Raw genomic sequence first — 26,464 nt, 5'->3', positions numbered from 1 at the left:
AACTACCTCTCCTCCATCATCGTGAAGACAAAGCCCGTCAGCGTCGCGCCGACGGCAAAGGACAGCGTCATGACGCTCACGAAGATCGTGACCGTCATCATCGGCTCGACGCTGTGCGTGATCAGGCTCGCGATTCCGAACGCATCGAGCTTTGTGAGTGCGAAGGCGAAACCGAGGCCGAGCGTGGTGCCCATCAACGTGTGACACGCAAGCTCAAGCAGGATCGCCGGCCTGATCAGTTCGCGACGCTTCTTGGGCGGCATGGGACGTGTCCTCCGCTTTCGCCTGTGAACGCGCGACGGCATTGGCGGTTCCTGCCGCGCGCTGTCGATGGGGCGGTCGGCGGCAAAGCTGATTGCCAAACCGCGGCGCGAGCGGCTACGACAGGAGGCTGTCTCGGTCGCGCGCGGACGCGACACCGTTCAGGAACGGCCATGATGCCGCCGAACGGGGCGGCATGGTCCAACAGGGAGGACAGACACTCATGACAAGCGCCATTCGCTTCCACAAGACCGGCGGTCCCGAAGTTCTGGTCTGGGAGGACGTCACCGTCGGCAAGCCCGGGCCCGGCGAAGCCCGCATCCGTCACACCGCGGTAGGGCTCAATTTCGTCGATATTTACAACCGTTCCGGCCTCTATCCCGTCCAGCTGCCGAGTGGACTTGGCAGCGAAGGCGCGGGGGTCGTCGAGGAACTGGGGGAGGGGGTCACCGATCTCAAGGTCGGCGACCGCGTCGCCTATGGTTCGTCACCGCTCGGCGCCTATTCCGAGGCGCGGCTCATTCCGGCCGCGCAATTGCTGAAGCTGCCGGACGGGATCGACGACAAGACCGCCGCGGCCATGATGCTCAAGGGCCTGACGGTCCAATACCTGATCCGTCAGACCTACCGGGTCAAGGCTGGCGAGACGATTCTGCTCCACGCGGCGGCGGGCGGCGTCGGCCTCATTCTCAGCCAGTGGGCCAAGCATCTCGGCGCCTCGGTAATCGGCACCGTCTCCAGCGACGAGAAGGCCGAGCAGGCCAGGGCCCATGGCTGTGATCACACCATCGTCTATTCGCGCGAGGATTTCGTCGCACGCGTCGGCGAGATCACGGCGGGCAGGAAGGTGCCGGTGGTCTATGATTCCGTCGGCAAGGATACGTTCCTGAAGTCGCTCGATTGCCTCGCGCCGCTCGGCTACGCCGTGCTGTTCGGCCAGTCATCCGGCACGGTCGATCCGCTGAATCTCGGCCTCCTTGCCCAGAAAGGCTCGCTGTTCGTGACCCGGCCGACCCTGTTCACCTACGCGGCCAAGCGCGAGAATCTGGTGGCCATGGCGAACGAGCTGTTCGATGTCGTCAAGTCGGGGGCGGTGAGGATCGAGGTGAACCAGACCTATCCACTCAAGGACGCCGCCAAGGCTCACGCCGACCTCGCCGCTCGCAAGACCACCGGATCGACGGTGTTCCTGGTCTGACCCGGGCTCGACGAGGTTCTGCGAGGGTGTTCAAACGCGGGAGGGCCGGCCAGCAGCTCTGGCGGACCCGCCGTCAGCTCTGGTCGAAGGATGAGGGCGGCATCCTCGCTCGGACCTGCTCGTGCTTGCGCAGGTCGCGGCGGTGGTCGAACTGCGCGGCCTGCATGTCGATCGTTGCTTCGTCGAGTTCGGGGACGGCAGCCTGTGCCATCACGTCCGCAGTGATGTCCTCCACCGCGTGGTCGCGGATCTCGTGAATGAAACTGATATTCGCAAATTCTCCCGACGCGACCCGTGCAATCACCTCGCGCCGGGTCATCTCAGGATCGACCACGGCCTCCCGTCCACGACGGCCGTAGTCGATCATCACGACGAAATATTGCATGCAGCGCCGCCTCGGGGTCCGCCATATCCTGGAGCGATATTATTTCTGATAAACAGAAAAATGTCAATGGCGTTCCCCGGCGGCGCTCAAGCCCTCGCTATCGGCATCAATCCGCCATCACTTGCTGGACGACCGTGCCGCCCTGGCGCGGGCGGCCGATTTGCTCCGCATCCGCTGGATCTGTCCGCGCGGCAGGGTCACAAAGATCTCGCCGATCCAGTCCAGCTTGACGCCCAGGATCGGCTTGGCGTTGAAGCTCTTGAGATTGACCAGGGTTGACGATTTGCCGCGCTCGATCGTCTTCAGGTAGCGTTCGCCGGTCTTGAGCCGCACCACGGCCTCCTCGCCGTAGAAGCTCGACAGCGGGTGCCGCTGCTCGCGATACACCACGATCACGTCGCCGTTCTCATATTTCGGCAGCATCGAGTCGCCGGACACTTCGAACGCGATGGTCTCTTCCGAAATCGGGAAAGGCAGGGCGACCTCGCCGAGTCCCTCCGCCGGCACCTGTTCATATTCCGGCTCGATGACGGAGCCGGCGCCCACCCGTCCCATGATCGGAACGGAGTTCAGCTCCAGGTACTCCGTGATCAGGGGAATCTCGGCGGCTTTGATCAGCCGTTGCCCCCCGAGGATCTCGGAGACCGCCCCGGGCCGCACGCCCATGGCGCGGGCCAGGCCTCCCTTCGTTTTCCCCGGCTTCTCCAGGGCACGCTCGATCATGGCGACGTCCAACATGGCTCCAAACCTCCGTTGCGAATCCGATGGCGCATCATATGTTTCCGATAATCAGAACTCAAGCTTGACTTTTCGTTCGGAATATCGGAAATTGAGCCGGTCCGGGGCGAAGGCGCAGTGGCGATGCCGCTCCGGGCCTCCCCACGCAGACGAAGAGGCGAAAATGCAGTCCACCGATTGGCCCGATCAACATTCAATGGTGTTGCGTGACCTTCACGCCAAAGGACTGTCTTATGCCGAGATTGCGCGGGCCCTGAATGCACAATTCGGTACCACCTATACGCGCAATGCGACGCTTGGCCGGGGCAAGCGAATGGGGCTCGCGCCGGTGGTCCGGCAAGCGGCTCGCGCTCCCGAACCCAGACCGCGATCTGTCGCCGCGGGAACCGGCGGGCGTGCTGCGGACCCGGCAACCAGAGATCAGGTTGTCAGGCCTGCCCCCGCGGCAGCGCCGGCGCCAGTCCGGCTTCGCTGCGTCGGCATCAGTCCCAGGTTGCTCTCGTTCGAGCAACTCGAGGCCGGCGACTGCCGCTATCCCTATGGCGGCGACCGGGACGACGACCCCATCACGTTCTGCGGTCATCCGCGGCAGCCCGGCGCAAGCTACTGCACCCCGCATTTTCATCTCACCCGCAACCCGGAGGTCACGGCCGAGCGTCCGACAGGCCCTTTGGTGCTGCGGCTCGTGGCGGCTGCGTGATCACACGTGCAACTGACCAGACATGATTTCAACCAGCATGACGGAGACGGAATATGGCGCGTCCGAAACGCAACAAGTCGATTCGCATCTCGAAGAGCCACGACCGTCGCGCGCTTGACCTGCCCAGGAATGCGGAGGTGGTCGCGGTCGAGATCGACGATCCTTTTGCGCGCGAGCCAGGCGAGAAAATCGTTGCGCTCCGATCGGTCCGCAACGATCCGCTCGGCCGCCTGCACGCGCACAAGCAGCTGGACGAAGCGCAATATCGGTCGGGACGCGCCTTCCAGAACGATTGGGAGCGGGCGGAGCGGGGACCTCAGGCCATTGACCCCTCGCGTGATCATGTCGACGGCGCGCAGGGCCGCGAGCTCGTGACCGAAGGTCAGCGACAGGCGATGGTCCGGCTGAACCGGGCCGAGCGCGAACTCGGCGCGGACGGGGCGGCGATCGTCCATGACATCCTGGTGCATGGCCTTACGATGGAGCAGGTCGGGCACAAGCGGGGGCTGTCCAGCCAGCGCTGGAACGACTATTTCGCGCGCCGGTTCAAGGAATGCCTCGATCGGCTGGCCGTGCTCTATGGAATGTCCAATGAACGCATTTCCAGGGCGAACGGTCACCCGCTGCAATCGAGGCATCGCGCCGACCCGCCGTGTTAGCAGCAGCCGGCAACGCTCGCGGCATGATCCTGGGCCGCGAGCGCTGGCCGTGCTTCTCGGGTCAAGGGTGCGGCGCCGCGATGTAAGCGGTGCTATAGGGCTCGATCCGCAGCGACGCATGGGCGAGCAGCGCAATCTTGGCAGAGGGGGTCATCTGCAGCTCACCATTCGGCCCGCGGTGCACGTTGTATTGCCAAGCCGTGAGATCGCCTTTCTGCGCCAATGCGTGCGCGATAGCGCCGGCGTCGCTTCCGCCAATCGTTCTCATCTCCTCGGAGCTGAGCCCGATGACGATCTCGTCCTTGACGGTCACCACTTTGAACAGCGAGATCTTGTTCTCGTCAGCGATCGCCGTTGCCGCGGGAACGGTCAGCATGGCGAGGGCGGCGAATATCAAGCTTTGCAGTCGTGAAGTCATCGCGTCTCCTGTCGGCAGTGGCTCATCGGATAGGGGCTTGAGCGTGCAAGCATTGGTTTCCGATGCGGCGCAGTTGGTTCGTGAAAAATTGCTGCGCTCCAACAATGAACCGAACGCGTGCTGCGGCGTCTAAGCACCCTTGTGGGTCTATGAAAAAATCGTGCCCGACGGCACTTGCTTGACCACCGACTCAAAAACCCTGGTTGACGCTACGCTCTCCGCCTTGTTTGATTGGGAGAAGGAAGAGACGGGGGATCACATGGTCAACGGACAATTTCGGTTGAGGCCTGCCGGGCGAAGGATCGGACTCGCGGCCATGGCGATGCTGATCGCGACGACGGTCGAGCCGACGACCGTGCTCGCGCGGTCGTCGGGATTGGCCAGCAGACAGATGCTCACGCATGCGACGTCGAGCGATGCGACCGATTTCAGCGCGCGCCGGCGTTATCGTCGCCACTACCACGGCAATCCCGCAGCCGGCCTCGCCATCATGGGCGCGATGATCGGAACGATCGGTGCAATCGCCGCGCATCAGCATGATGACGATTACTACTACGGCGGGCCGGGATACTATGCGGGACCGGGTTATTACGGGCCTCCACCGGTCTACTACGCGCCCCGTCCTTATTATGGCCATCCCTATTACGGCCATCCTTATTACGGGCCGCGCGTCCACTATTATCAGCCGTACTGAGCTTCGCCCGGCGGGACGATTCGCGCCGGCGTTTGTGGGCTTTGTCGGGGGGAAGCGGCCAGGCCTCAGAAGCCGCCGGCGCTGAAGCGCAGCGGCTGGACGACGTCGTAGGCGGCCTTGCTCAGCGGCACCGCGTAGTCGACCGTCAGCGGTCCGAACGGGGACGCCCAGGTCATCCCGACACCGACCGATGAGCGAATGACGTTCTTGTTTGCGACCTGCAGGTTCTGGGTCGGGCCGCGATAGCCGAACACGGTTCCAGCGTCGACGAAGGCCGATGCGCGCAGGCCGTACTCCTGCGGCAGCCCCGGAATGTTGCTTTGCAGCTCGGCGGTGGTCGCCCAATAGACGCTGCCGCCGACATTGTCCCGCGTCGAGCCGGCGGTGAGATCACGGGGGCCGAAGCCGCCAGGCGCGAAGCCGCGCACCATGGTCGGGCCGCCGAAGAAGCTGTTGAGAAGGGGCGCCTGCCGACCGCCCCAGCCGGTGATATAACCCCCTTGCGCGCGCACCATGCCGGTCAGGTCGTTGTTGATCGATCGATAGTAGCGGACATCCTCGGTGGTCCGCAGAAAGCGCACGTCGCCGCCGAGGCCGGCGAGATCCTGGCTCAGTTGCGAGCGGATGCCGTTGGTCGGGATCTTGTTGTTGTCGAGCGTGCTGTAAGTGACGGTATGCCCAAGTTGCGACACCAACTGCCGGCCAGCGGCGGCGGCCTGTCGGACGGCCGGCGACACCGCGGCCGGATTCGTGCCAGGGGAGAGGACGACGTTCTGGTCGTATAGCGAATAGCGCCAGAGGATGGCGGTTTGCTCGCTCACCGGCATGCCAAGCGTCAGCGCGCCGCCATAGGTATTGCTGCCGAAGGCTTGAAACGTGGTGGCTGCGCTTTGCCGCGCGAACAGTTCGATCCCGGGCGTCGTGCGTCCCAGAGCATAGGGAGAGGTGAATGACAGATTGGCGCCGCGCGCGAATTGGCCATAGGTGAACGCCGCCTGCGCCGTGTTGCCCGTTCCAAGCACGTTGCGATCGCCGATCTTGACTTCCGCGAGCAGGCCATCGGTGTTGGAATAGCCGCCGGACACGTTGAAGTCGCCTGTCGCCTGGTCGACCACTTCGACGTCAAGGACGACGCGATCGCGGGACGACCCCTGCGTCGAGGAGATCTTGACCGTCTTGAAGTAGTTCAGATTCCTCAAGCGCCGCTCGGCGCGGTCGATGAGCGTCTTGTTGTAGGCGTCGCCCTCGCTGAAATCGAACTCGCGCCGCACGACGTCGTCGCGTGTGCGCGAATTGCCATGAATCTCGATCCGCTCGACATAAGTGCGCCGCCCCTGGTCGACCTGAAAGCGGACGCCGGCGAGATGGGCGGCAGGATTGCGCAAAATGACCGGCTCGACCTGCGCAAAGGGAAAGCCGATCCTGCCGAGCTCCGCCGTCACCGCTTCCGTCGTTTTGACGAGCTTGCCGTCGTCGAAAACGTCACCCTCCTGCGCCAGCAGCAGGGAACGCAAGCGTTCGCAGTTCAGCTCCGGGACGTTGCACGACAACTCGATCGCGCCGAACCGATAGGGGGGACCTTCCTCGATCGCGAATGTCACATCGAAGCCGCTGGTCGCTCGGTCATAATCGACATTGACGCTCGTCACCTCGGCATCGGCATAGCCGTGATTTCGATAATATTGCCGCAGCTGTTCGCGATCCGCATTGATCCGGTCGGGGTCATAGACGTCGCCGCCGGTGACAAAGCTCAACAGGTGCGTCGCCGATGTCTTGATGACGGCCTGCAATTGTCGCGCGCCATAGGCATGATTGCCGATAAAACTGACGCTTCGGACGGGCGTTTTCTTGCCCTCCGTGATCGTGAACACCAAGTCGACGCGTTCATTGCCGCGATCGATGATCTCGGGGACGACACGGACGTCGTCGCGTCCGACACGGTGATAGGCTTCGATGATGCGAGCCACGTCGCCCTGCACGGTTGCGCGCTGCAGTCCAGCTCGCGGTTTTGACTGCACTGCGGCCGAGAGCTCGGCGTCTTTCACCTTCTTGTTACCCTCGAAGGCGACGCGATCAAGCACCTGTGCCTCCGAGACGCGCACTGCGATACGCCCATCGGCGCGGTCGATCCGCACGTCCTCGAACAGGCCGGTTGCGACCAGGCTTTTCAGACCGGAATCCAGCGCGGCGGCGTCGTAGTGACCGTTGGCGTCGGCATGGAAGTAGGCGCGCACCGTATCGGCATCGATCCGGTGGTTGCCCAGCACGGCAAGCGTCTCCGTGGCCGCATGGGCCGAGATCGCCGATATCAGGACCGAGACCGCGATGGGCAGCAGGTGCCTACGAACTGCGTCGAGGCCGCGCCGTCCGGTGCGTCCGGAGTTGTCCGCTGTCATCGCTGCGAGCTCGTCCATCGCCCGGATGCAAGTGCGGGCGGAGGGCAAAATCATGTCGCGGTGGTGGTGAGTTGTTGGTCTGTCGTCCCGCGAGGGACGGTTCGCGCGAATGTGAAGCTCTGGACGTCGCAGAAAGGACGCAGAGTCGATCCACAGGATTGCTGCTTTGCTCATGCGTCCGGATCTGCAGATGCTGATTGTGGCGCATGTCATTGTGAGCAGATATCGGGAGCAGACAATGCGAGTGATCGCGCTGGCCCTTATCCTTTGTAGCTTCGTGCAATCGGCTCTTGCTGCTGCGGCGGCACCGGAGATCGATCCGCAGACGTCGCTCGCCGTCGTCCAGCAATGGATCTACAATTATCGGACCAAGCCGGATTACGCTCACGTGCCGGCTGCCGTCCGTGTGATGTTTCATTCCCAGACTTTCAAGGAACCTGAGAACGCAGGCATCTACCTCGGCTTCATCGCCGGCGCCATCGGTTCCAATCCCGCCAAGGCCGAGCAGCTCGTCAACAGTTTCTTTCCCGTTCCTCCGGAGGACGAGTGGGTGATCGTTCGGGCGATCGCCTATTCCGGTCTGCCGGATTGGCGCAATCTCATGCGCAAGATCGCGCCGAAGATGCCGGGGCGCCGCGTCATGATCGAAGGCTATCTCAGCGGCGCGCAGCAGACCTTGCTGGAGATTCCGCTCGAGGAAGCCAAGCCAGGGATGATGGACAAGCTGCGGGGCGCGATCACGCAGAACCCGTTCAAGAAGGAGGAGCGCAAGCTCGATACAAGGTTGAGCTATGCGACCCACCAGGATCTGCTCGATATTCTCTGGGGCTACTACTTCGCCACCGGCTCGTACGTGCCGATTCAGCGCATCGTGCAGATGCTGCCGTGGTCGAAGAGCCGCGACACCGTCGATAAGCTGACGATCGGCAGCATGGCGCGTTATACGCTCGCCAGCTACTCGGTACGGGATGCAGCCTTGCGGGACTATCTGCGCGGCGAGCTGGCGCGACAATCGGCGCCGATCAAGGCGCCGCTGGCCGAAGTCGTCGAAGCGGCCGATACGGTTCAGCTCGGTGCTGTTCGCAAGGATGCCGTGGCTGCGGTCGAGGAGCTCAAGACCAAGGGGTCGGATGCGCGCCGCAACATGGACTTCTGGGGCCAGCTGGGGGTAGGGGCTCTGGCGCTGGGCTGCGTCTCTGCAGCCGCGCTCGGACAGGTGGCGGTCGGAATTCCCTGTGTGATCGGCGGCTCCGCCTCCCAGGGATTGCTCTCATTCTGGGAGAAGCAGCAATGAGCGGGCGGCGATGGATTACGCGCGGCCGGTTCGCAAGAGATCAGCGCAGGCAGCGAATGGACGAAGCGGGGCCACGCAGCTTCTGCGCTTAAAAGTTGTGGATAATACGTTACGTAGACCGAAAGTGGAATACAGCTCCGCAGGGACGGACGTCTCCGGCGTCCAGCTCAAATCAGGAGAGGCTGGCCTTGACGACAGCGGGATAGACCGGCTCTCGGTGGATTTCGGCGCCGGATTCGTCAACAACAACAATCGACAACCGCCGATCCGTGATGCGGGGATCGTGGCGTAGCCGCCGGGCCAGATCCCGGCTGTGCTCGATGGCTCCCGCGCGCGTGGCAAACTCGAGGCCGGTTCTGTCTCGGGTCGGAATGCCGTCCTTCATGTCAAAATAATATGTTTGCATGGTCTTCCTGCCGCCTTATCCGCGAGAAATCAGGCTGTGGAACGCAGCGGCGGATCCGCAACCCATTGTCTTCGCGCGTAAACTATAGAAGACCTCTAATGCGGAGGACAAGCTTACCTCCGCCGGATTTCCCCTTCCTGGTTCGGTAATCGACCATTTTCGCTGGCATCGGCGATCAGAAACTGCCAAAACGCTCAAATTGTGCCGCCGAAATCGACCACCTGGTCAGTTCGGCTTGCTGCAGGAGTTGTTCGCTGGCATACTTTCAACCTCGTCGGGTTCCGCGCGGTCGATTTCCAGGCGGGCCATTCTGAGGATTAGGGTCGCTGTCGTCAGACCAAGACTTTCAGCTTCGATTGCTGCAGTATCTACCTTGCGTGCAAGGCCTTCTCGTTTGCTTAGGACTGCCATAGTTGTTTCCTGTTATAGGTGCGAGATGAAGAATCCCACTCTCATCGCGGAGCTGCACGCGAAGCTCGGAGCCCCATCGAGCGATGCCGTGGAAAGCCTTCGACTGTTGAAGGCGTTCCTGAAGCTGGCTCCGGGCCAGCGCATCGAAGTCGTCGAACTGGTCGAGCGGCTCACCTCGGAGCACAACTCGGAAACCGATCGTCCCCTGTCCTGACCTCACATTCCCTAATTGCTCGCGTCGGCTGCGGGAGTCTGCGTCGCAATCGCGTAGATTGCGTCGTCAAGGGCTTCCGATTCGTGGAGCGTCCCGGCCGGCAGCAGGATCTTGTCGCCAGCAGTGCAGATGCGTTCGCCGCCCTCCCATCGGAAGGTCAGCCGGCCTCGGATCACCACGAGGATTTCGTCGACCGGGTGGGTGTGGAAGTGATGGACCTTGCCTGCCGCATCATGCTGCAACTCGATGCAGCCCTGCCTGGGCAACAGCGCGAGGATGTCGGGATCAATCGCGAATTCCGTCTTCGTACCAGCGATGATCTGGGTCATGCGGCCTGCTCCTTGTCTTCGACCGAAGGCAGCTTGGTTTGCGCGAGCCTGTGGAAGGGACAGGCTGGCGGCGGTTCGTTGTCGTCGTAGAGGAAGTACTGCTTGTATTCCCGGCCTTCCGGATCGCCGTAGCGCCCCAGCAGCGGTGATGCTGTCGTCGTGTCGAACGGCGCGAGCCGCTTGCGCACTTCGCCAAACGCCTTCGCTGCAGCCCGATCGGTGCCGAGGATCTTTTCGAACACCCAGCGTGGCTGGAACGTGAGCATGAAGGCGCTCGAGCGCCGGCTCTGCCGCATCACATGCGCCGGCGTGCTGCAGACAACGAAGATCGGCTCCCCGGCAAACGAGAACTCCCACATCGGATCGTCGATGGTCTGCGGGATGTGTGCCGGCCACGGTTGTTTGTCGATGCGCGCGAGTTGATCGAGGATGCGCCAGAACTTCTTGTAGTAGGCGTCGAGCGTTTGAACCGGTCGAGGCCGCGTGAACAGAACGAGCGAGGTGTTGGGTCCGTGCGAACGAGATTCCGATACGAACAGTGCGAGCTGCTTGCCGAGAGCGTCCGTGTCGAGAGGATCGAGAAACAGATAGCGAAGCTGATCCTGCCGATAGCCGGCCACGCCAAAGATGCAGGGAAAAGGGCGAGCATCGCTGCTCATTTGAGCTTCGAACTCCGAAAACAGGACGCTCTGCCAGCTGCTGACGCGATAGCTGGCTCGAACCTCGTCCTTCCTTAAAAACAAACGCGACATACTCACCCTCTCCGTTATGCTTAAGTACTCGGTGTCAGTCTGGGCCTCATCATCAGTGGTCCGAAAATGCCCGGCAGGGACATCAGCAGAAGAGCTGCCAGCAGGGTCGCGTAGCCGGCGTCGTTTGCGACGGCGTGCAGGCTTGAGCCATCACCGGCACCAAGTCCGCTTGCGGCCATCATCGCGAAGGCGATGACGGGCTGCGCGAGTCCTGCGAACACGCCTGCCGAGGTTGTGTTGATCGAGGCCCCGACACCGATACGTTCCACCGTGTAGAGATGCTTCGTGCATTTCAGGATCAGGGGAACCGTGCCGCCTGCGACCAGGCCCAGCACGGCAAACACCACGCCCACATAGACAAGGCCAAATGCATGAGCGAGAGCCGGCCACAGCATCGCGACAAGCAGCATGCGAAGCAGGCTGATGCGTATCAAGGCCGAGTCCAGCGACCGCGTCCGGTCGGCAGCATGGCCGAGAAAGATGGATCCGATCGCATTTCCGACCATGAAGGCGAGCAGGGGGGCGCCGGCGGCCGACGGTGAAATGCCGAAATAATGCGACACCATCGGAATGCCCCACACGCCAGCCAGGGTCGTGACCACCGCGAAATGCGACGCGAAGCTCATCGCGCAGCCCCAATTCGCGGCTGATCTGAGCGCCTGCCAACTCGCCAGCAGGACGCTCTTCAGCGTCCTTCCATTGTTGTTCGATGGCGCGGCCTTCAGCGCCACCGAGGCGCATGCCAGGTTGGCGATCCCGATACAGGCGATGAAGAAGAAGCAGGCACGCCAACCGAAGCCGCTGACGGCGGCTGCGAGCGGCGTGGTTGCGATGACGCCGCCCGCATAGCCAGAGACTTGGGAGATCCCGGACATCAGGCCGAAACGCTCGTCTGTAAAGCTCTGCGCGACCAGCTTCAGCAACGCGGTGAATACGAGCGCGTCGCCGCAGGCCACAATCACGCGGGCTATGAAGACGTCGAACAGGGTGGGCGAGAGCGCGAATGCGAGACTGCCGACCACCGATGCCGCCATGCTGCACAGCACGACGCGTTTGACGCCGTAGCGATCGACCAGCAGACCAGCCGGAATCTGCATCAACGTGTAGCCCCAGAAATAGCTGGAGGCGAGCATCGCGACACCCGAAGCGTCGGTGCCGAAATCGCGCATGAAGCTCAGGCCGACGGTCTGCGGCGACATCCGCTGCAGAAATGCGATCGCATAGGCGAATGCGACCGTTCCCCACGCAACATAGGTGCGATCTAGCAGCCTGATCGGCGACGAGGATGAGGATACGGCGTGTTGTCCGAGCACTGCCATCACACCCTCGCGTAGCCGACCGAGAACAGCGCGTCGGCTGAATTCGGGATGATCCGCGACATGGCGGCCTCGACGAGCGAGGCCGTGCCGCGATAGTCCTGTCGAATATGCTCGATGTGTCCATAGGCGCCGCGCATGATCATGCCGGGCACTTCGAGCGGCTTGCCCGGATAAAGCGTCGCGCACATTTCGATGCAGGCGGCCTGCAGATCGGCGTCCGCTTCGTCAGCGAGCAGCGACGGTGCAACCATTTCGCAGATCTTCGCGTTGGCCGCCCACACGATGGGATTGCGTGTGCGCCAGCCGTAGAGAAGCCGCTCGCTGTGCGAAGCGGCGCAGGGATGTTTGAGAATTTGCGATGTGAAGAAGCCGTACAGGCCACGTCCCTGATACGCCGGAAGCACTTCGGTGCCACTGCGATAGATGGCCATCCGATGCGCAATGGTCATGACGCGATAGACCGAGAAGGCGATGAGTTCGACGCGATCGTAGACCAGAATGAGGCTGTATTTGCTGTCGAAGGGCGACGAGGAGGCGGTCCAATGCGGTTCGATTGCTTTCCAGTTAATGGCAATGATCGAATTCATCGCATCCATGATCGGCTGACGATCCGAGCAGCCGATCTTGGACGCGTCAGGAAAGCTGTAGACGGCATAGTCGCCCCAGGGAGAGGCGATGGTCGGGTATCGGCCATCCAGCTTGAACGCCATTGCAAGGACTCCCACTCTGCAGTGCAGGCTATACAGGCGGCCGTCCGATGGCTTAAAGGACAATATGCCCTCGAATTCTGCCAAGTCCCGGCGCGCAGCTCTGCCACCAGACGCCACCGAAAGACGGTTGGTCATCGTGGCCTTTCCAGGCGTGACGCTACTGGACGTGTCCGGGCCGGCCCAGGTGTTCGCCGAACTCGCCGACATCGAACTGCCGCGCCCAGGCTATGCACTGAGCTACGTCTCGAAGCACGGCGGTCTGGTGCCTACAGACGTCGGACTGATGATCGATACTGCCCCGATGACGGCCATCGATCCGCGTGAGGTCGACACGCTGCTAATTCCGGGCGGGCCGGGCATCTGGAAGTTGCGCCAGGACGAGGCGCTGATGCGATGGATTGGTCAGGCGTTGCCCGATGCCCGGCGGATCGCCTCGGTGTGCCTTGGCGCGTTCGCACTGGCATGGGCGGGAGCGCTCGAGGGCAAACGCGCTGCGACCCATTGGCGCTATTGTCCGCGATTGCAGGACAGTTTTCCCAATGTGAAGGTCGAGCCGGACGCGATCTTCGTCCAGGATGGGCGCGTCTGGTCCTCGGCGGGCGTCAGCGCCGGGATCGATCTCGCGCTGGCCATGATCGAGGAGGATTTCGGTCATACGATCGCGCTCGACGTGGCTCGGCGGCTGGTCGTCTTCCTCAAGCGTCCCGGCGGCCAAAGCCAGTTCTCCACCGTGTTGGCCGCGCAGGCCTCCGACGTCGAGGGGCGATTCAGCGCGCTGCATGCCTGGATCATCGAGAACATCGCGAGCGATCTGCGCGTCGAGACGCTGGCCGCAAAGGCCGGCATGTCGCCGCGCACATTCGCCCGCACCTATGTCAGCCGAACGGGCATGACGCCTGCGCAGGGCGTGGAGGCGCTCAGGGTCGAGACGGCGCGACTCCTGCTCGAAAGTCGCCAGGTGGGGAGCGTGGTCGAGGTCGCGCAAAGGGCCGGCTTCGGTGATGACGAGCGCATGCGCCGCGCGTTCCTGAGGCACCTCGGCGTCTCGCCTTCGGAGTACCGCCGCCGCTTCTCGGGCTGAGCTGATTGCGATTGCGCCAGGCGGTCGCATTTCTCCTCGCGCAAGGCTTGCGGCTTGCGTTCGAGTTAATTCGACCTGCCGAGTTGGGGCCAGAGTGGCCGTGCCGTCGAAGATCGGCCTAAGGCTTCAGTAAAATGCTGCGTGTATTGAATGGAAAAGTTGATTCACTTCCGCTTCGATGTTTGTAGTCGCGGGGAGAGAGGCCATGACGAACATCCTGCCCTTTCGTTCAAGGACAACGCGGTCTCCGTCGCACCTGGGGGCCGAGGGTGAAGTCGGTGTTGCAGCAGTGGGGGCCGCCCGGTTCGAGCCGATCCGCTCCTCTGGGCGCAGCGGCCAGGACGAGGTCAGGAAGACGATCATCCTGCTCGATCTTGCTTTGCAGCATGCGCGCGAACTCAGCAGCATGGTCGAAAACGACGGCGAGCGGTGGATCTACGACCGGCATCTCGCCTCGATCGAACTCTCGCTCCAGATTGCGCGGGAACGTGCCTTCTCATTCTGAGATCGTCGATATCGCACGATCTGCTGTCTCCGCATCGGCAGCTGCAAATCTACGGCGACGCAGGGCGACAAATATGGTAGTTGGGTCCGCGTGGAGGACGCAACAATGACCCAAACAAAACTGGAAGTGCCGGCTGAACTGCGCGACCTTGCGGAGAAGACGATCGCGCAGGCCGAAAGAGCCTTCGAAATGTTCTTCGATGCTGCCGGAAAATCGATCACGACGGTTCCCGGGCCTGCGGCCGAAATGTCCAAGCAGGCCCTCTCGCTCACCGAGCAGAACATCAAGACGGCCTTCGAACATGCGCGTAAGCTCGTCCATGCGACCGAGCTTGAAGAGGCAATGCGGATCCAGTCCGAATTCCTGCGCAGCCAGTTCACCAATGCCGGCGAGCACATGAAGACCATCACCGCGGGCATTATGGCCGCAGCAAGCAAAGCGACCGAGCCCAAGACCTAGGGCAGCGCATGTGACCGGATGACGCGGGCATCGGCGGCTGCTGAGCCGCCGATGGGAGAAACTTATTTGCGCAGCGAAGCGATATAGGCCGCGATGTCGGCCGCCTCGAGGCGGTTGAGCGGAAAGCTCGGCATTTTGGGGTGCGGATCGAGCAGGAAGAAGGCGACCTTCTCTGGAGTGAAGTCTGCCTTCTGGGCGATCTGCGCGAAAGACGGGACATCCGCGCTGGCCTGCTTCTGCGTTCCCTCGACCAGGTGACACGAGGCGCACCAGCGCCTGGCAAGATCCGCACCGTGATCGGCATCGGCGGCCCATGAAGTGCTCGCCGTCGCTGCGGCTGCAATGGTCAGAATTGTCGTCACGAACACGCGCATCAGGAACTCCGTCTCATCGGTTTTTCGTCGAGCTTGTCCGCTCGTGTGGCAGCAAGAAAAAGCGGCTCGCCAATCCGTTCCATGTGGATCTATTGCAGGGGGGCGGACGCATGCGTCCGCGCTCGACGCGTCGGACCGATCGTCTCATAGACCCGCTTCAGTTGCAGCAGGACTTTGGGAAATGTGACAGGTCGATCCGGCTGATGATCCGCCTGAAGAGGGCGCCCAGGCGGCTCAGGAGGGAAGGGCGGGGCGCCTCGGTGGCCGTTAGTTCCTGGGCAGCATAAGACATGTGGCCCCCCCTTTGTCGCCGAGCATCTTTCCTGTCCCCTTATTGACGAGGTGCAGGCGGCCGCAGGCCGGACATGCGACGGCTTCGTACAAATCGGTGTCGTCGGAGACCTGCGGCCCGACCACACCGACCTGCACGTCAGATCCCGTCTGGGAGCAGCGAAAAACGAGAGTTTCCATCTTCGAAGCATGCCAGATCTGGGCCTCTATGGCCTTGATCTGTCTCAACAGGCAACGAAGCTCCGTCCGAGAGCGTACCGGCCGGGAGAACAAGAACGGGTCAGGTCAGGCCGTGCGACGTCGCCTTTGCGAGACCCATGCGCTCGGCAACATTGGTGGTGGGCACGGAGGCCGTTTGCGCTGCCCGAAGCGCCGCGTCAATTTTCGATTTGACGCGCCGCGCGGCAAGCGCGGCCAGCCGGGTCTGAGTTCGTCCAGACTTGACCTGGTCGCCGAACTCATACCGCCATTCCCAAATGTCCGGTTCAGCAGTCGGCACGACCGTATATTGGACACCTCGGTGGATCACGGAACCCCCCTTTAACTCTTCCACTCCAAGTCAACGTCTAACCCATCTACAATCAATCCGGGCAAATACGGGAGTGGAACTTTTGCCAGCTACGCGAGGCTAAATGGTTAACACCGACACGTCCGCGATGTTCCCGCGAGTCCCGATGTTGCTTTGGAGCCAGCGAGACTGGCCGGGTTACCAATCGGCCAACGGAATCCTGTAAGAATGCGCGGATATCTGCGGCGGGCGCGGGACTGCGATCCTTGGTCTGGAAGAAATCGTCAGTGGTTGGAGTGACGCTGCTGGGATCAAGGGTTGAAAGTCTTCCGGCTCCGGGCCTCCTTCGGGCGTGCGTCTATTTGACGCGAACGTCCGCAGCCCCGACGGCGGCTGCTGCGTCGAGATCGCTGTGGGTGGGAAGCCCACATCGCAGATGCCGATCCGGGACATCAGACGGGGGGCGCCTTGGACGTCAATGATCGTGGTCTGGTTTGCGCGACGACGGGCGCGGTCGACGCGGCACGAGATTGCCGCGATCTGCGCCTCGACGCCTGCCGAGGTCTCGCGCTCTGGTTCATTTTTGTCGATCACGTGCCGGACAACTCGCTGTCCTGGCTGACGCCGCGGAATTATGGCTTCAGCGATACGTCTGAGGTGTTCGTTTTCATCTCCGGCTACACTTGCATGCTGGCTTATGGCGGAGCATTGGCGGCGCAAGGCTGGGCGACGACGGTGGTGCGTGCGCTGCGGCGAGCGTGGGAGATCTATGCGGCCTTTCTCGTGCTGCTGCTCGCTTATGCGGCGCTGGTCTGGGTCGTCGGCAATGGCGAGCGCTTCGTCGACGAGACGAATACGGGCTTTTTCTTTCGCGATCCCGGGCCCACGCTCGTGCATGTCGCGCTGCTGCAGTTCGCACCCGTCAACACCGATATCCTGCTGACCTTCGCGATCCTGCACATCTGCTTTCCCGTCGTCCTGTGGATGATGATGACCAGCCCGACCTTCACGCTGGTGATATCGTTCCTGCTTTACATGATGGTCCAACTGTTCAGCTGGCAGGTGCCGGCTTGGCCGAGCGGCGAACTCTACTTCAATCCGTTCGCCTGGCAGTTCCTGTTCGTCATCGGCGCCTGGTATGCCTATGTCGGCTCCGCAAGTCTGCGGCCGATCCTGAACTCGCGCACGCTCCTGATCGTCGCGCTTGCCTACCTTGCCTTCAGCCTTTTCATGGCTCTGAGCTGGGAGTTCAAGAGTCTGGAGGCATTGATCCCGTCGGCCGTCACCGGCCTGATCTATCCGATCTACAAGAGCCATCTGGCGCCGGTGCGGCTGCTCCACTTTCTCTCGCTGGCTCTCGTCGTATCGCGGCTGACACCGCCGCAATGGAACGGCCCGGCCCGCCCGCTGATGACGGCGATCATCCGATGCGGGGAAAACTCGCTTTCCATCTATTGCATCGGGGTGCTGCTGGCGTTTATCGGGCAGGTCGTGTTGACTGATGTCTCCAGCGGTTTTGCCATGCAGCTGCTGATCAGCATCGCAGGAATTGCCGTGATGGTCATCGCAGCCACGCTGCTGACCTGGGAAACGCAGCTCGATCGGCGCGGACCAAGGCTGTTTTGAGGGCCGCCGGTGCGGTCAGCGCCGGCGCGCCACCGCGACGCCACACAGAAACGCGACGAACAGGCTGGCCAGCGGAGCTTCGCGGGTGATGGCGCTCAAGGTCGACAGCGCCGTCCCGGGGCGGTGCGCGTCCTTTGCAACGGCGCTCAGGCGGTCGACGGCCGCACTGAGGGTACCCACGATCTCGCCGAGAGAGCGGGACATGTCCGTGGCCGTGTCGAGCGCGCGTTCTGCGACGCCCGGCTGCGGAGGTGTTTCGAACGTTTCGCTGATCACTATCTTTGCCTTTTCGACGCTCACGGCTCGGTTGAGATGGCCTGCCCGATCGGATCCCGGTCGCAAGCGGGCATGCCGTTCCAGGAAATGCGGGCTGACGCGATTGGTTCCGGCGGCGGGCACGTTGCCTGCAGGTGAATCCGATGGAACGCCGCGGAAACGACATCCCTGCAACATCGGGACCGGTTATGTTCATGGCGCAAGCAGAAGGATCTGGCCTTGACCCACGTTGACAAAGCATCTCCAAGCCGCGTCGCCGTACTGGGGGCGCCGATCGATCTCGGCGCATCTGTGCGCGGCACCCTGATGGGGCCGGCTGCGCTTCGAACCGCCGGGCTCGTGCCGCTGCTGGAAAGCCTCGGTCTCGATGTGACGGATTATGGCGACGTTGGGATCGCCGATATGACCGACCTCAGCGATGACCCTCCTGCGAAGGCGAAGCATTATCGCCAGATCCAACGCTGGTCGCGGGTGCTGGCACGTCGGAGCCATGAACTGGCGCACACCGGGGCGATCCCGGTGTTCTTGGGAGGAGATCACTCGCTGTCGATGGGATCGGTGAACGGTGTCGCGCGTCACTGCCGCGACGTCGGTCAGGAGTTGTTCGTGCTCTGGCTCGATGCGCATGCCGACTACAACACGCCGGAGACCACGATCACGGCCAACATGCATGGCATGTCCGCGGCCTTCCTGTGTGGAGAGCCGGGCCTTGATGGCTTGCTCGGTGGCGACGTCCGCGCCACCATCCCCACCGAGCACCTCGAACTGTTCGGCATCCGCTCGATCGACAAGGCGGAGAAGGAGCTGCTGCGCATGCGTCGCATCAGCGTCGCCGACATGCGCGCCATCGACGAGTTTGGCGTCGGCGTCCTGACGCGCAGGATCCTCGACAAGGTCCGCGCTCGCAATGGTGTTCTGCATGTCAGCTTCGACGTCGATTTTCTCGATCCGGAGGTGGCGCCAGGGGTCGGCACGACAGTTCCTGGCGGAGCGACCTATCGCGAGGCGCATCTCATCATGGAGTTGCTGCATGATTCCGGCCTGGTGCGGTCGGTCGACATCGTCGAGCTCAACCCCTTTCTCGACGAGCGTGGCAAGACGGCCCGGGTCGCGGTCGAACTGATCGGCAGCCTGTTTGGCCAGCAGATCACCGATCGGCCGACACCGACCAACGCGATCGTCCCGGATCTATGACACGCGCCGGAAGCCGCGCTGCCGAGGCCGGCTGGCTGATGGGCTGAAGCGGATGCCGTGCGAGCTTCAGCACGGCATCCGCTTTGGCGGCGTCAGTAGCGCGGGTCGTACATCTTCTGCTCGACGAAACCGAGCAGGTCGTTCGGCGCCGGTCCGGAGGCGAGCCCGTTCTGATAGGCCACGCCCGCCACTGCGGCGCCGATCAGGGCGGAGACTTCGCGGATCCGCGGCAGCGCCGGATAAAGGCTTCCTTGTTCGAGATCAGCGCCGGTCACGCAGTTCGCGAGTGTGTGTGCGGCGGCCATGAACATTTCGTCCGTCACCAGGCGCGCCCCGCTGGCGATCGCGCCAAGGCCCACACCGGGGAAGATGTAGGAGTTGTTGCCCTGCCGGGGCACGAAGGTCTTGCCATCGAGCTTGACCGGATCGTAGGGGCTTCCGCAGGCAAACAATGCGCGGCCCTGGGTGTAACGATAGGCCGCCTCCGCCGAGCATTCCGCCTTCGAGGTCGGGTTCGACAGGGCAAAGATGATCGGCCGCTCGTTCAGCTCCGCCATCGCTTGCAGCACTTCCGGCGTGAAGGCGCCGCCGACCGCGGCAACGCCGATGATCGCCGTCGGCTTCAGCGTCCTGATCGAGGTCAGGAAGTCTCCGATCGGTGCCTGCTCATGAGCGTAGCGCAATTTGTGACCGTGCAGGTTCTCACGTCCCTTGACCACGAGCCCGCGCGAGTCCGTGAGCCAGTTGCGTTGTAGCGCCTCGGCTTCGGACAGGCCTTCCGCCATCATGGCCGAGACGACGAGATCGGCAATCCCCGTGGCTGCCTCGCCGGCGCCCAGGAACAGCACGCGCTGATCGCGAAGGCGACCGCCGGTGATGCGCAGCGCGGAAAACAGACCGGCCAGCGCGACCGCCGCCGTTCCCTGGATGTCGTCGTTGAAGACGCAGGCGTCGTCGCGGTATTTGTGCAGCAGCTTGAAAGCCGCGTGGTTGGCGAAATCCTCGAACTGGATCAGCACGCCCGGGAAGGCCGCGCGCGCGGCGGTCATGAACTCGTCGACGAACTCGTCATAGGCTGCGCCGGTGATGCGTTTCTGACGGAGGCCGATATAATAGGGGTCCTTGAGGAACTCCTCATTGTTGGTGCCGACGTCCAGCATGACCGGAAGGCACTCTTCGGGATGGATGCCGGCACAGGCCGAGTAGAGCGAGAGCTTGCCGACAGGAATGCCCATGCCGTTGGCGCCGAGGTCGCCGAGGCCGAGAATGCGCTCGCCGTCGGTGACGACGATGAGCTTGGCGCGGTACGGCCAGTTGGCGAGGATCTCGGCAATTCGGCCGCGGTCATTGGCCGAGATGAACAGGCCGCGCGGCCGCTGGAAGATCAGGCCGTATTTCTGACAGGCGAGGCCGACCGTCGGTGTGTAGATCAGCGGCTGGATCTCGTCGATGTTGTCGCAGACCACCCGGAAGAACAGCGCCTCGTTGCGATCGTGCAGCGCATTGAGCGCGACATATTTCTCCAGATCACTGGGCAGGCTGCGGAGGTTGACGAGGATGCGCTCGGCTTGCGCCTGCATCGACAGGACACCCGCTGGGAGGAAGCCGCGCAGCCCAAGCGCATCGCGCTCCTGCTCGGTGAATCCTGTCCCCTTGTTGAGCAGGGGATCACGCAGCAGCGCAAGCCCGCGAGGGGAGTAGGTGGGGAGCGTCGGTGCGGTCATACGTTGCGGTTGGGTCAAGGCGGAGTCTCCGAGTCCTTTTCGAGCCTCGCGCTGCTGTAGCCGGTCCGCGTTGACCGGCATCAATCGAGACAGCATGGCGGGATCGGTCTGTTAACACAGATTCCGCGCCGCGTTGCACCAATGACGTTGTGCAACTGCGTTCAAGGCGGTCTGGCCAGCTGCACATCGTCCGGGCTAGGCGCGGCCTGCGGCAAACGACCACAACAGCGCCAGCACGGCGATCGCCATGATCGCGGTGCCGATCCATCCCAGTGCGATCAGCCAGGAGCGGGCCCGGAAGCGGCCCATCAGGCGGCCGTTCGACACAATGACCATCATCATTGCCATGATCGGCACCGCGACGATGCCGTTGAGCACCGCGCTCCAGACCAGCATGTGGATCGAATCGATGCCGGTGAAGCCGAGCCCGAAGCCGATCAGCGTGGCCGCGGCAATGATGCTGTAGAAGCCGGCAGCCTCGTCGGGCTTGGCTTCCAATGTCGCATGCCAGCCGAAGACCTCGGCCACGCCATAGGCGGCCGATCCCGCCAGCACCGGGATGGCCAGCATCCCGGTGCCGATGATGCCCAGGGCAAACAGCAGAAAGGTGAAGTCTCCCGCCAGCGGGCGCAGCGCTTCGGCCGCCTGGGTCGCGGAATCGATCTTGGTGACGCCATGTGCGTGCAGAACGGTCGCGGTCGTCAGGATGACAAAGAAGGCAATCGCATTCGAAAAGATCATGCCGATCGCCGTATCGATTCTCATCCGCCGAAGCTCGGGATGATTCTTCCTCGACAATTCGCGGAGCGGCCGATCGACCTTGCCCTGGTTCATCTCCTCGACCTCCTGGGAGGCCTGCCAGAAAAACAGATATGGACTGATGGTGGTCCCCAGCACGGCCACGACGGTCAGCAGATAGTCCGGATCCGTCGACGGGCTTGGCCACACAGCGGCGAGCAGGGCGGTGCTCCAGGGCACTTTGACGGTCAGGGCTGTGGCCACATAGGCGAACAGGCTGAGGGTGAGGACCTTGATGAAGGGAGCATAGCGCCGATAGGGAAGGAAGACCTGCAGCAGTGTCGAAGCCGCCGCAAAGATCAGCGCATGCTCATGGTTGAGCCCGCCGATCACCAGGGACAGGGATTCGGCCATGGCGGCGATGTCGGCTGCGATGTTGAACGTATTGGCGCCGACCAGCAGGGCCACCAGGCCGAGGACGATCGATCGCGGCGCAAGCGAGCTGATGTTGGCAGCCAGTCCCTTGCCCGTGACCCGACCGATCCGTGCGCTGACCAGCTGAATGGCGATCATGAAGGGCGTGGTGAGGAACACCGTCCACAGCAGGCCGTAGCCGAACTGCGCGCCGGCCTGGGAGTAGGTCGCGATGCCCGAAGGGTCGTCGTCGGCGGCGCCGGTCACCAGGCCTGGGCCCAGCAGCCGGAACAAGCTCCTGGCCGATCGCTTCGGCTCGTTGGGCTCTGATGCAACGATGATGGCCACGGCACAACTCTCCCGCGCGCGGTAGTGTATGTTGTCGAAGTCAGTCGTCCCCTTTTTGTTCCAGCTGCCGGAACCAGGGCGGGTGGGCCGGCGTTAGGGTTCGGGCGTAATACGAATGGGGGCACGTTTGCCGGATCAGCGGCAGCCAAGGCAGGATCAGGACCTCCGCTCTGCGGAGCGGGACAGGCTGTTTTCGGGAGGTAGCGAGCTCGCCGGGCTGATGCTGCAGTTCGATTGGGGCAGTACCTCGATCGGTCCGCCGGAGCAATGGCCGCAAAGCCTGAAGACTGCCGTCAGAATCATGCTCACCTCTCAACAGCCGATCTGGATCGGCTGGGGAAAGGAGCTCATCTACCTCTACAACGACGCCTACAAGGCCATCATCGGCGGCAAACATCCCTGGGCGCTCGGACGTCCAACGTCGGTCGTGTGGCACGAGATCTGGGAGGATATCGGTCCGCTGCTTGCCAAAGCGAGCGGCGGCGATCGAGGCACCTATGTCGAGGCACAGCTCCTGATCATGGAGCGCAACGGCTTTCCCGAGGAGACCTACTACACGTTCTCCTATAGTCCGATTCCTGACGACGACGGGTCGCCCGGCGGCATCTTCTGCGCCAACACCGACGATACGCAGCGCGTGATCAGCGAGCGGCAGCTTTCCCTGCTGCGCGAACTCGCCAACGCTGCGGCGGAGGCTCGCAGCGTCGACCAGGCCTGTACGAGTTGCGCGCGCGCCTTGGCGCAGGAGCCGCGCGATCTCCCCTTCGTGATGATTTACATGATGGAGGAGAGCGGCAACCAAGCCCGGCTCGCAGCGTTCACCGGGATCGATCCAACTCATCCCGCGGTTCAGCAAAGCCTGTCGATCGGGCGCGACAGCATGTGGCCGCTCGCCGAGGCGCTGCGACTGCAGGCGCCGGTTCTGGTGCGCGATCTGCGGCGATCGTTCGGCGTCGATTTTCCCAGCGGTGGCTGGCGGCAACCGCCCAAACAGGCGGTGGTGCTCCCCATCCTCGCGTCCGGCGAAGTCGGCGAGAGCGGCTTCGTCATCGCCGGGCTCAATCCGTTTCGTCTCTACGATGAAAGCTATGCCCGGTTCCTGAACCTCGTCTCCGGCCAAATCGCCGCGGCTGCCGGAAATGGCCTGGCCTATGAGGCCGAACGCCGGCGGGCCGAGGCGCTGGCGGAAATCGACCGCGCCAAGACGACCTTCTTCTCCAATATCAGCCATGAGTTTCGCACCCCGCTGACGCTGATGCTGAGCCCGCTCGAAGACATGCTCGCGCGCGCGGATGCGGGGCTTGGCGCCGAACAGCTGGCGATGCTGAACCTGATTCACCGCAACGGCATCCGGCTGCTGAAGCTGGTGAACACGCTGCTCGACTTTTCCAGGATCGAGGCCGGTCGCATGACCGCGAGCTTCGAGCCGGTGGATCTGGCGGCCCTGACGTCCGAGCTCGTGTCGAATTTCCGGTCTGCGACAGACCGCGCCGGCCTGCGCCTCGCGATCGAGGCTGCGCCTCTTCCTCAGCCTGTCTATGTCGATCGCGACCTGTGGGAGAAGATCGTTCTCAATCTGCTGTCGAATGCCTTCAAGTTCACCTTCGACGGCGGAATTTCCGTCACGATCGGCATCGCCGCCGACATGCGACATGCGGAATTCGCGGTCCATGACACCGGCACAGGCATTCCGCCGGACGAGCTGCCGCATCTGTTCGAGCGCTTTCGCCGCGTCGCGGGCGCGCGCGGTCGCTCCTACGAGGGAAGTGGGATCGGTCTGGCGCTGGTCCAGGAGCTCGTCAAGCTGCATGGCGGCGAGATCACGGCCGACAGCGAGCTCGGCCGTGGCTCCGTCTTCACTGTGCGGCTTCCGTTCGGCGCATCGCATTTGCCGCCCGCCCAGCTCCGGTCCGCACGGGCGCAGGTCACGACCAATATGCGGGCGCGGGCCTATATCGACGAGGCGTTGGGCTGGCTGAACGGCGATCAGCCTGCCGAACTGCCGCATCCGTCATCGCCGGACGATCTGGGACTTCCCGCTGCGGCGGCGGCCGGGCGAGACCGTGTCGTGCTGGCTGACGACAATCCGGACATGCGTGACTATGTGCGTCGTCTGCTGGGGCAGGACTATGAGGTCGAAGCCGTCGGCGATGGCGGCGCCGCACTGGAGGCCATGCGACGCCGCCGGCCCGATCTTGTTCTGACCGACGTGATGATGCCCGGAATGGACGGGTTCGGTCTGCTGCAGGCGATGCGCAGCGACCCGCGGCTGCGCGACATTCCGGTGGTCATGTTGTCCGCGCGTGCGGGCGAGGAGGCGAAGGTCGAAGGCCTCGACGCCGGTGCTAGCGATTATCTCAGCAAGCCGTTCAGTGCGCGCGAATTGCTGGCGCGTGTCCGGGCGAATATCGATCTGGCACGGGTGAGGCGCGAGGCCGAGACCACGTTGCGCGAGCTGAACGAGCGGCTGGAGGCGCAGGTCTCCGAGCGAACGGCCGAACTGCAGGCGAAGGAGGCGCGGCTGCGAACGATCTTCGAGGCGAGCTATACGTTCCAGGCCCTGTTGTCCGGCGAGGGCACGCTGCTCGACGCCAATGCCACCTCGCTCGACGCGATTGCGGCGCCGTTGGACAAGGTCGCCGGGCGGCCGTTCTGGGACACACCATGGTTCACGGGCACGCCCGGCATGCCCGAGCTGATCAAGTCACTCGTCGACATCGTCATCCATGGCGAGGTCGCGCGCCGGGAGATTCAGCTCGATCTTCCGGTCGGCGGCCGGCGGTGGTTCGATTTCCAGATGCGGCCGGTGCGCGACGAGGCGGGACAGCTCGCGGCGATCGTCCCCGAGGCCGTCGAGTTGACGGAGCGTCGCCAGGCCGAGGAAGCGTTCCGGCAGGCCCAGAAAATGGAGGCGATCGGCCAGCTCACCGGCGGCGTCGCGCACGACTTCAACAACCTCCTGACCGTGATCAGGTCATCGGCCGATCTGCTGCGCCGACGCCAATTGCCGCCCGAGCGGATGCGGCGTTACGTGGACGCGATTTCCGACACCGCAGATCGCGCAGCCAAGCTGACCGGCCAGTTGCTGGCCTTCGCGCGGCGCACGCCGATGGAGCGCCAGGTTTTCGACGCGGCGCGCCATCTTGAGCAGATCGCGGAGATGCTGCAGACCGTGCTGGGCGCGCCGGCCGTGATCGCGCTCGATCTTCGCGCCCGGCCATTGCCGGTCGATGTCGACATCAATCAGTTCGACACTGCACTTGTGAACCTCGTCGCCAATGCGCGGGATGCGATGGATGGCCGCGGCGTGCTGACCATCCGTGGCGAACGGGTCGATCACGGTGGACCGACTGCGCCAGAGCAATTCGTCTCCATCGCCGTCAGCGACACCGGATGCGGCATTCCGCCCGAGCAGCTCGACCGCATTTTCGAACCGTTCTTCACGACCAAGGGCGTCGGCCGCGGCACGGGCCTTGGCCTGTCGCAGGTCTATGGCTTCGTGCACCAGTCTGGCGGCCGGGTGCTGACCGACAGCGAGGTCGGCAGAGGAACCACGCTGACCCTGCTGCTGCCGCTGACCGAGAAGCCGCTCGAGTCGCATGAGCGGGATGAGCGTGCCCCTGAGCTGCTCACTGCGCGCTGGAACGTGCTGGTGGTCGAGGACAACCCCGAGATCGGCGAATTCTCGACGCAACTGCTCGAAGATCTCGGTTACAGAACCGTTCTGGCCCGCAGCGGGATCGACGCGTTGCGCATGCTCGACGACAATCCTAAACGCTTCGACCTCGTGCTCAGCGACGTCGTGATGCCCGGAATGGACGGGGTCACGCTCGGCCAGGAAATTCGGCGTCGGCTACCGACCATTCCGATCGTGCTCAACAGCGGCTACAGCGATGTTCTCGCCGATGGCGGTCGTCACGGCTTCAGCCTGATTCACAAGCCCTATTCGGTCGACGAATTGTCGCGCGTGCTGCGCCAGGTGATGGCCGGGCGCGCAACGAGCTCGGAGCAGGCTCCGTCCGAGTAGGGACGGATGTCGAGC

Annotated in this window: 27 protein-coding genes; 12 read left to right on the top strand and 15 right to left on the bottom strand. The window is 63.3% G+C overall.

Going from position 1 to position 26,464, the window contains the following annotated elements:
* Positions 1-2 precede the first annotated feature (2 nt).
* Entirely contained in the window at positions 3-263 is a 261-nt protein-coding gene (locus BBTA_RS27250; protein ID WP_012045738.1) for a hypothetical protein, read from the bottom strand.
* A 221-nt stretch (positions 264-484) separates the two neighbouring features.
* On the opposite strand from BBTA_RS27250, the gene BBTA_RS27245 reads away from it, so the two are divergent.
* Positions 485-1,459: a quinone oxidoreductase gene (locus BBTA_RS27245; protein WP_012045737.1), complete on the top strand. Its 975-nt coding sequence runs from the start codon at positions 485-487 to the stop codon at positions 1,457-1,459.
* Positions 1,460-1,532: 73 nt separating this feature from the next.
* On the opposite strand, the gene BBTA_RS27240 is transcribed toward BBTA_RS27245, so the two are convergent.
* On the bottom strand, positions 1,533-1,844 hold the full coding sequence (locus BBTA_RS27240; RefSeq protein ID WP_012045736.1) for a hypothetical protein: 312 nt from the start codon (positions 1,842-1,844) through the stop codon (positions 1,533-1,535).
* 117 nt (positions 1,845-1,961) lie between these two features.
* Entirely contained in the window at positions 1,962-2,582 is a 621-nt protein-coding gene (locus tag BBTA_RS27235; protein WP_012045735.1) for a helix-turn-helix transcriptional regulator, read from the bottom strand.
* A 163-nt stretch (positions 2,583-2,745) separates the two neighbouring features.
* Here BBTA_RS27235 and BBTA_RS27230 point away from each other — a divergent pair, with 163 nt between their 5' ends.
* Entirely contained in the window at positions 2,746-3,282 is a 537-nt protein-coding gene (locus BBTA_RS27230; protein ID WP_012045734.1) for a GcrA family cell cycle regulator, read from the top strand.
* Between the two features lie 53 nt (positions 3,283-3,335).
* Entirely contained in the window at positions 3,336-3,941 is a 606-nt protein-coding gene (locus BBTA_RS27225; protein WP_012045733.1) for a DUF6456 domain-containing protein, read from the top strand.
* Between the two features lie 61 nt (positions 3,942-4,002).
* Here BBTA_RS27225 and BBTA_RS27220 read toward each other — a convergent pair whose 3' ends face one another.
* Positions 4,003-4,359, bottom strand: a complete 357-nt coding sequence (locus tag BBTA_RS27220; RefSeq protein ID WP_012045732.1) for a hypothetical protein — start codon at positions 4,357-4,359, stop codon at positions 4,003-4,005.
* 259 nt (positions 4,360-4,618) lie between these two features.
* On the opposite strand from BBTA_RS27220, the gene BBTA_RS27215 reads away from it, so the two are divergent.
* On the top strand, positions 4,619-5,053 hold the full coding sequence (locus BBTA_RS27215) for a hypothetical protein (protein ID WP_012045731.1): 435 nt from the start codon (positions 4,619-4,621) through the stop codon (positions 5,051-5,053).
* Between the two features lie 65 nt (positions 5,054-5,118).
* Here the strand turns inward: BBTA_RS27215 and bamA are convergent, their stop codons facing one another.
* A complete protein-coding gene (gene bamA, locus BBTA_RS27210; protein ID WP_148221516.1) occupies positions 5,119-7,449 on the bottom strand; it encodes an outer membrane protein assembly factor BamA in 2,331 nt (776 codons plus the stop codon).
* 238 nt (positions 7,450-7,687) lie between these two features.
* Here bamA and BBTA_RS27205 point away from each other — a divergent pair, with 238 nt between their 5' ends.
* Entirely contained in the window at positions 7,688-8,743 is a 1,056-nt protein-coding gene (locus tag BBTA_RS27205) for a hypothetical protein (protein WP_012045729.1), read from the top strand.
* Positions 8,744-8,915: 172 nt separating this feature from the next.
* On the opposite strand, the gene BBTA_RS27200 is transcribed toward BBTA_RS27205, so the two are convergent.
* A complete protein-coding gene (locus BBTA_RS27200) occupies positions 8,916-9,149 on the bottom strand; it encodes a hypothetical protein (RefSeq protein ID WP_012045728.1) in 234 nt (77 codons plus the stop codon).
* 436 nt (positions 9,150-9,585) lie between these two features.
* Here BBTA_RS27200 and BBTA_RS27195 point away from each other — a divergent pair, with 436 nt between their 5' ends.
* Positions 9,586-9,774, top strand: a complete 189-nt coding sequence (locus BBTA_RS27195; RefSeq protein ID WP_041750924.1) for a hypothetical protein — start codon at positions 9,586-9,588, stop codon at positions 9,772-9,774.
* An 11-nt stretch (positions 9,775-9,785) separates the two neighbouring features.
* Here BBTA_RS27195 and BBTA_RS27190 read toward each other — a convergent pair whose 3' ends face one another.
* The 4 genes from BBTA_RS27190 to BBTA_RS27175 are packed head-to-tail and all read right to left on the bottom strand — an operon-like array spanning position 9,786 to position 13,019.
* The gene (locus BBTA_RS27190) at positions 9,786-10,103 is read right to left on the bottom strand and encodes a cupin domain-containing protein (RefSeq protein ID WP_012045726.1); all 318 of its coding nucleotides are present in this window, start codon (positions 10,101-10,103) and stop codon (positions 9,786-9,788) included.
* On the bottom strand, positions 10,100-10,855 hold the full coding sequence (locus BBTA_RS27185; RefSeq protein WP_012045725.1) for a YqcI/YcgG family protein: 756 nt from the start codon (positions 10,853-10,855) through the stop codon (positions 10,100-10,102). Before BBTA_RS27185 ends, BBTA_RS27190 begins: the two co-directional genes overlap by 4 nt.
* 20 nt (positions 10,856-10,875) lie before the next feature.
* Positions 10,876-12,174 (bottom strand): MFS transporter, encoded by a 1,299-nt coding sequence (locus BBTA_RS27180; RefSeq protein ID WP_012045724.1) that lies wholly within the window; start codon positions 12,172-12,174, stop codon positions 10,876-10,878.
* The gene (locus BBTA_RS27175) at positions 12,174-13,019 is read right to left on the bottom strand and encodes a hypothetical protein (protein ID WP_244424149.1); all 846 of its coding nucleotides are present in this window, start codon (positions 13,017-13,019) and stop codon (positions 12,174-12,176) included. The genes BBTA_RS27180 and BBTA_RS27175 overlap by 1 nt, the downstream gene beginning before the upstream one ends.
* On the opposite strand from BBTA_RS27175, the gene BBTA_RS27170 reads away from it, so the two are divergent.
* The 3 genes from BBTA_RS27170 (at position 12,949) to BBTA_RS27160 (ending at position 14,929) form a co-directional block, all read left to right on the top strand.
* A complete protein-coding gene (locus BBTA_RS27170; protein ID WP_012045722.1) occupies positions 12,949-13,965 on the top strand; it encodes a GlxA family transcriptional regulator in 1,017 nt (338 codons plus the stop codon). The two genes, BBTA_RS27175 and BBTA_RS27170, sit on opposite strands and share 71 nt — an antisense overlap.
* 205 nt (positions 13,966-14,170) lie before the next feature.
* Positions 14,171-14,470 carry a hypothetical protein gene (locus tag BBTA_RS27165; RefSeq protein ID WP_012045721.1) on the top strand — a complete coding sequence of 100 codons (300 nt, stop codon included), beginning with the start codon at positions 14,171-14,173 and terminating at the stop codon, positions 14,468-14,470.
* Positions 14,471-14,575: 105 nt separating this feature from the next.
* Positions 14,576-14,929: a phasin gene (locus BBTA_RS27160; RefSeq protein ID WP_012045720.1), complete on the top strand. Its 354-nt coding sequence runs from the start codon at positions 14,576-14,578 to the stop codon at positions 14,927-14,929.
* Between the two features lie 62 nt (positions 14,930-14,991).
* On the opposite strand, the gene BBTA_RS27155 is transcribed toward BBTA_RS27160, so the two are convergent.
* Positions 14,992-15,303: a c-type cytochrome gene (locus BBTA_RS27155; protein WP_012045719.1), complete on the bottom strand. Its 312-nt coding sequence runs from the start codon at positions 15,301-15,303 to the stop codon at positions 14,992-14,994.
* A gap of 571 nt (positions 15,304-15,874) precedes the next feature.
* Complete coding sequence (locus BBTA_RS27145) at positions 15,875-16,123, bottom strand: hypothetical protein (protein WP_012045717.1); 249 nt, start codon at positions 16,121-16,123, stop codon at positions 15,875-15,877.
* Between the two features lie 447 nt (positions 16,124-16,570).
* On the opposite strand from BBTA_RS27145, the gene BBTA_RS27140 reads away from it, so the two are divergent.
* Positions 16,571-17,728 carry an OpgC domain-containing protein gene (locus tag BBTA_RS27140; RefSeq protein ID WP_012045716.1) on the top strand — a complete coding sequence of 386 codons (1,158 nt, stop codon included), beginning with the start codon at positions 16,571-16,573 and terminating at the stop codon, positions 17,726-17,728.
* A gap of 15 nt (positions 17,729-17,743) precedes the next feature.
* Here the strand turns inward: BBTA_RS27140 and BBTA_RS27135 are convergent, their stop codons facing one another.
* Positions 17,744-18,004 (bottom strand): hypothetical protein, encoded by a 261-nt coding sequence (locus BBTA_RS27135; RefSeq protein ID WP_041751635.1) that lies wholly within the window; start codon positions 18,002-18,004, stop codon positions 17,744-17,746.
* A gap of 219 nt (positions 18,005-18,223) precedes the next feature.
* Between BBTA_RS27135 and rocF the strand changes: the two genes are divergently transcribed.
* Entirely contained in the window at positions 18,224-19,198 is a 975-nt protein-coding gene (rocF, locus tag BBTA_RS27130) for an arginase (RefSeq protein ID WP_012045715.1), read from the top strand.
* Between the two features lie 92 nt (positions 19,199-19,290).
* Here the strand turns inward: rocF and BBTA_RS27125 are convergent, their stop codons facing one another.
* Together BBTA_RS27125 and BBTA_RS27120 are read right to left on the bottom strand one after the other, a co-directional pair.
* The gene (locus BBTA_RS27125) at positions 19,291-20,922 is read right to left on the bottom strand and encodes an NAD-dependent malic enzyme (protein WP_012045714.1); all 1,632 of its coding nucleotides are present in this window, start codon (positions 20,920-20,922) and stop codon (positions 19,291-19,293) included.
* A gap of 195 nt (positions 20,923-21,117) precedes the next feature.
* Positions 21,118-22,422 (bottom strand): NRAMP family divalent metal transporter, encoded by a 1,305-nt coding sequence (locus BBTA_RS27120; RefSeq protein WP_012045713.1) that lies wholly within the window; start codon positions 22,420-22,422, stop codon positions 21,118-21,120.
* 115 nt (positions 22,423-22,537) lie between these two features.
* On the opposite strand from BBTA_RS27120, the gene BBTA_RS27115 reads away from it, so the two are divergent.
* Positions 22,538-26,449, top strand: coding sequence for an ATP-binding protein (locus tag BBTA_RS27115; protein WP_085972640.1), 3,912 nt, complete (start codon positions 22,538-22,540; stop codon positions 26,447-26,449).
* Positions 26,450-26,464: the final 15 nt, after the last annotated feature.

The sequence above is a fragment of the Bradyrhizobium sp. BTAi1 genome, from assembly GCF_000015165.1.
Lineage (GTDB): Bacteria > Pseudomonadota > Alphaproteobacteria > Rhizobiales > Xanthobacteraceae > Bradyrhizobium > Bradyrhizobium denitrificans.
Note: the sequence above shows the minus strand (reverse complement) of the source record. Positions and strands in the feature narration are given on the sequence as shown.

Excerpts from the sequence above, each read along its gene's own strand:
- BBTA_RS27250 (WP_012045738.1), bottom strand. The coding sequence starts at position 263 with ATGCCGCCCAAGAAGCGTCGCGAACTGATCAGGCCGGCGATCCTGCTT.
- BBTA_RS27245 (WP_012045737.1), top strand. The coding sequence starts at position 485 with ATGACAAGCGCCATTCGCTTCCACAAGACCGGCGGTCCCGAAGTTCTG.
- BBTA_RS27240 (WP_012045736.1), bottom strand. The coding sequence starts at position 1,844 with ATGCAATATTTCGTCGTGATGATCGACTACGGCCGTCGTGGACGGGAG.
- BBTA_RS27235 (WP_012045735.1), bottom strand. The coding sequence starts at position 2,582 with ATGTTGGACGTCGCCATGATCGAGCGTGCCCTGGAGAAGCCGGGGAAA.
- BBTA_RS27230 (WP_012045734.1), top strand. The coding sequence starts at position 2,746 with ATGCAGTCCACCGATTGGCCCGATCAACATTCAATGGTGTTGCGTGAC.
- BBTA_RS27225 (WP_012045733.1), top strand. The coding sequence starts at position 3,336 with ATGGCGCGTCCGAAACGCAACAAGTCGATTCGCATCTCGAAGAGCCAC.
- BBTA_RS27220 (WP_012045732.1), bottom strand. The coding sequence starts at position 4,359 with ATGACTTCACGACTGCAAAGCTTGATATTCGCCGCCCTCGCCATGCTG.
- BBTA_RS27215 (WP_012045731.1), top strand. The coding sequence starts at position 4,619 with ATGGTCAACGGACAATTTCGGTTGAGGCCTGCCGGGCGAAGGATCGGA.
- bamA (WP_148221516.1), bottom strand. The coding sequence starts at position 7,449 with ATGACAGCGGACAACTCCGGACGCACCGGACGGCGCGGCCTCGACGCA.
- BBTA_RS27205 (WP_012045729.1), top strand. The coding sequence starts at position 7,688 with ATGCGAGTGATCGCGCTGGCCCTTATCCTTTGTAGCTTCGTGCAATCG.
- BBTA_RS27200 (WP_012045728.1), bottom strand. The coding sequence starts at position 9,149 with ATGCAAACATATTATTTTGACATGAAGGACGGCATTCCGACCCGAGAC.
- BBTA_RS27195 (WP_041750924.1), top strand. The coding sequence starts at position 9,586 with ATGAAGAATCCCACTCTCATCGCGGAGCTGCACGCGAAGCTCGGAGCC.
- BBTA_RS27190 (WP_012045726.1), bottom strand. The coding sequence starts at position 10,103 with ATGACCCAGATCATCGCTGGTACGAAGACGGAATTCGCGATTGATCCC.
- BBTA_RS27185 (WP_012045725.1), bottom strand. The coding sequence starts at position 10,855 with ATGTCGCGTTTGTTTTTAAGGAAGGACGAGGTTCGAGCCAGCTATCGC.
- BBTA_RS27180 (WP_012045724.1), bottom strand. The coding sequence starts at position 12,174 with ATGGCAGTGCTCGGACAACACGCCGTATCCTCATCCTCGTCGCCGATC.
- BBTA_RS27170 (WP_012045722.1), top strand. The coding sequence starts at position 12,949 with ATGCCCTCGAATTCTGCCAAGTCCCGGCGCGCAGCTCTGCCACCAGAC.
- BBTA_RS27175 (WP_244424149.1), bottom strand. The coding sequence starts at position 13,019 with ATGACCAACCGTCTTTCGGTGGCGTCTGGTGGCAGAGCTGCGCGCCGG.
- BBTA_RS27165 (WP_012045721.1), top strand. The coding sequence starts at position 14,171 with ATGACGAACATCCTGCCCTTTCGTTCAAGGACAACGCGGTCTCCGTCG.
- BBTA_RS27160 (WP_012045720.1), top strand. The coding sequence starts at position 14,576 with ATGACCCAAACAAAACTGGAAGTGCCGGCTGAACTGCGCGACCTTGCG.
- BBTA_RS27155 (WP_012045719.1), bottom strand. The coding sequence starts at position 15,303 with ATGCGCGTGTTCGTGACGACAATTCTGACCATTGCAGCCGCAGCGACG.
- BBTA_RS27125 (WP_012045714.1), bottom strand. The coding sequence starts at position 20,922 with ATGACCGCACCGACGCTCCCCACCTACTCCCCTCGCGGGCTTGCGCTG.
- BBTA_RS27115 (WP_085972640.1), top strand. The coding sequence starts at position 22,538 with ATGGGGGCACGTTTGCCGGATCAGCGGCAGCCAAGGCAGGATCAGGAC.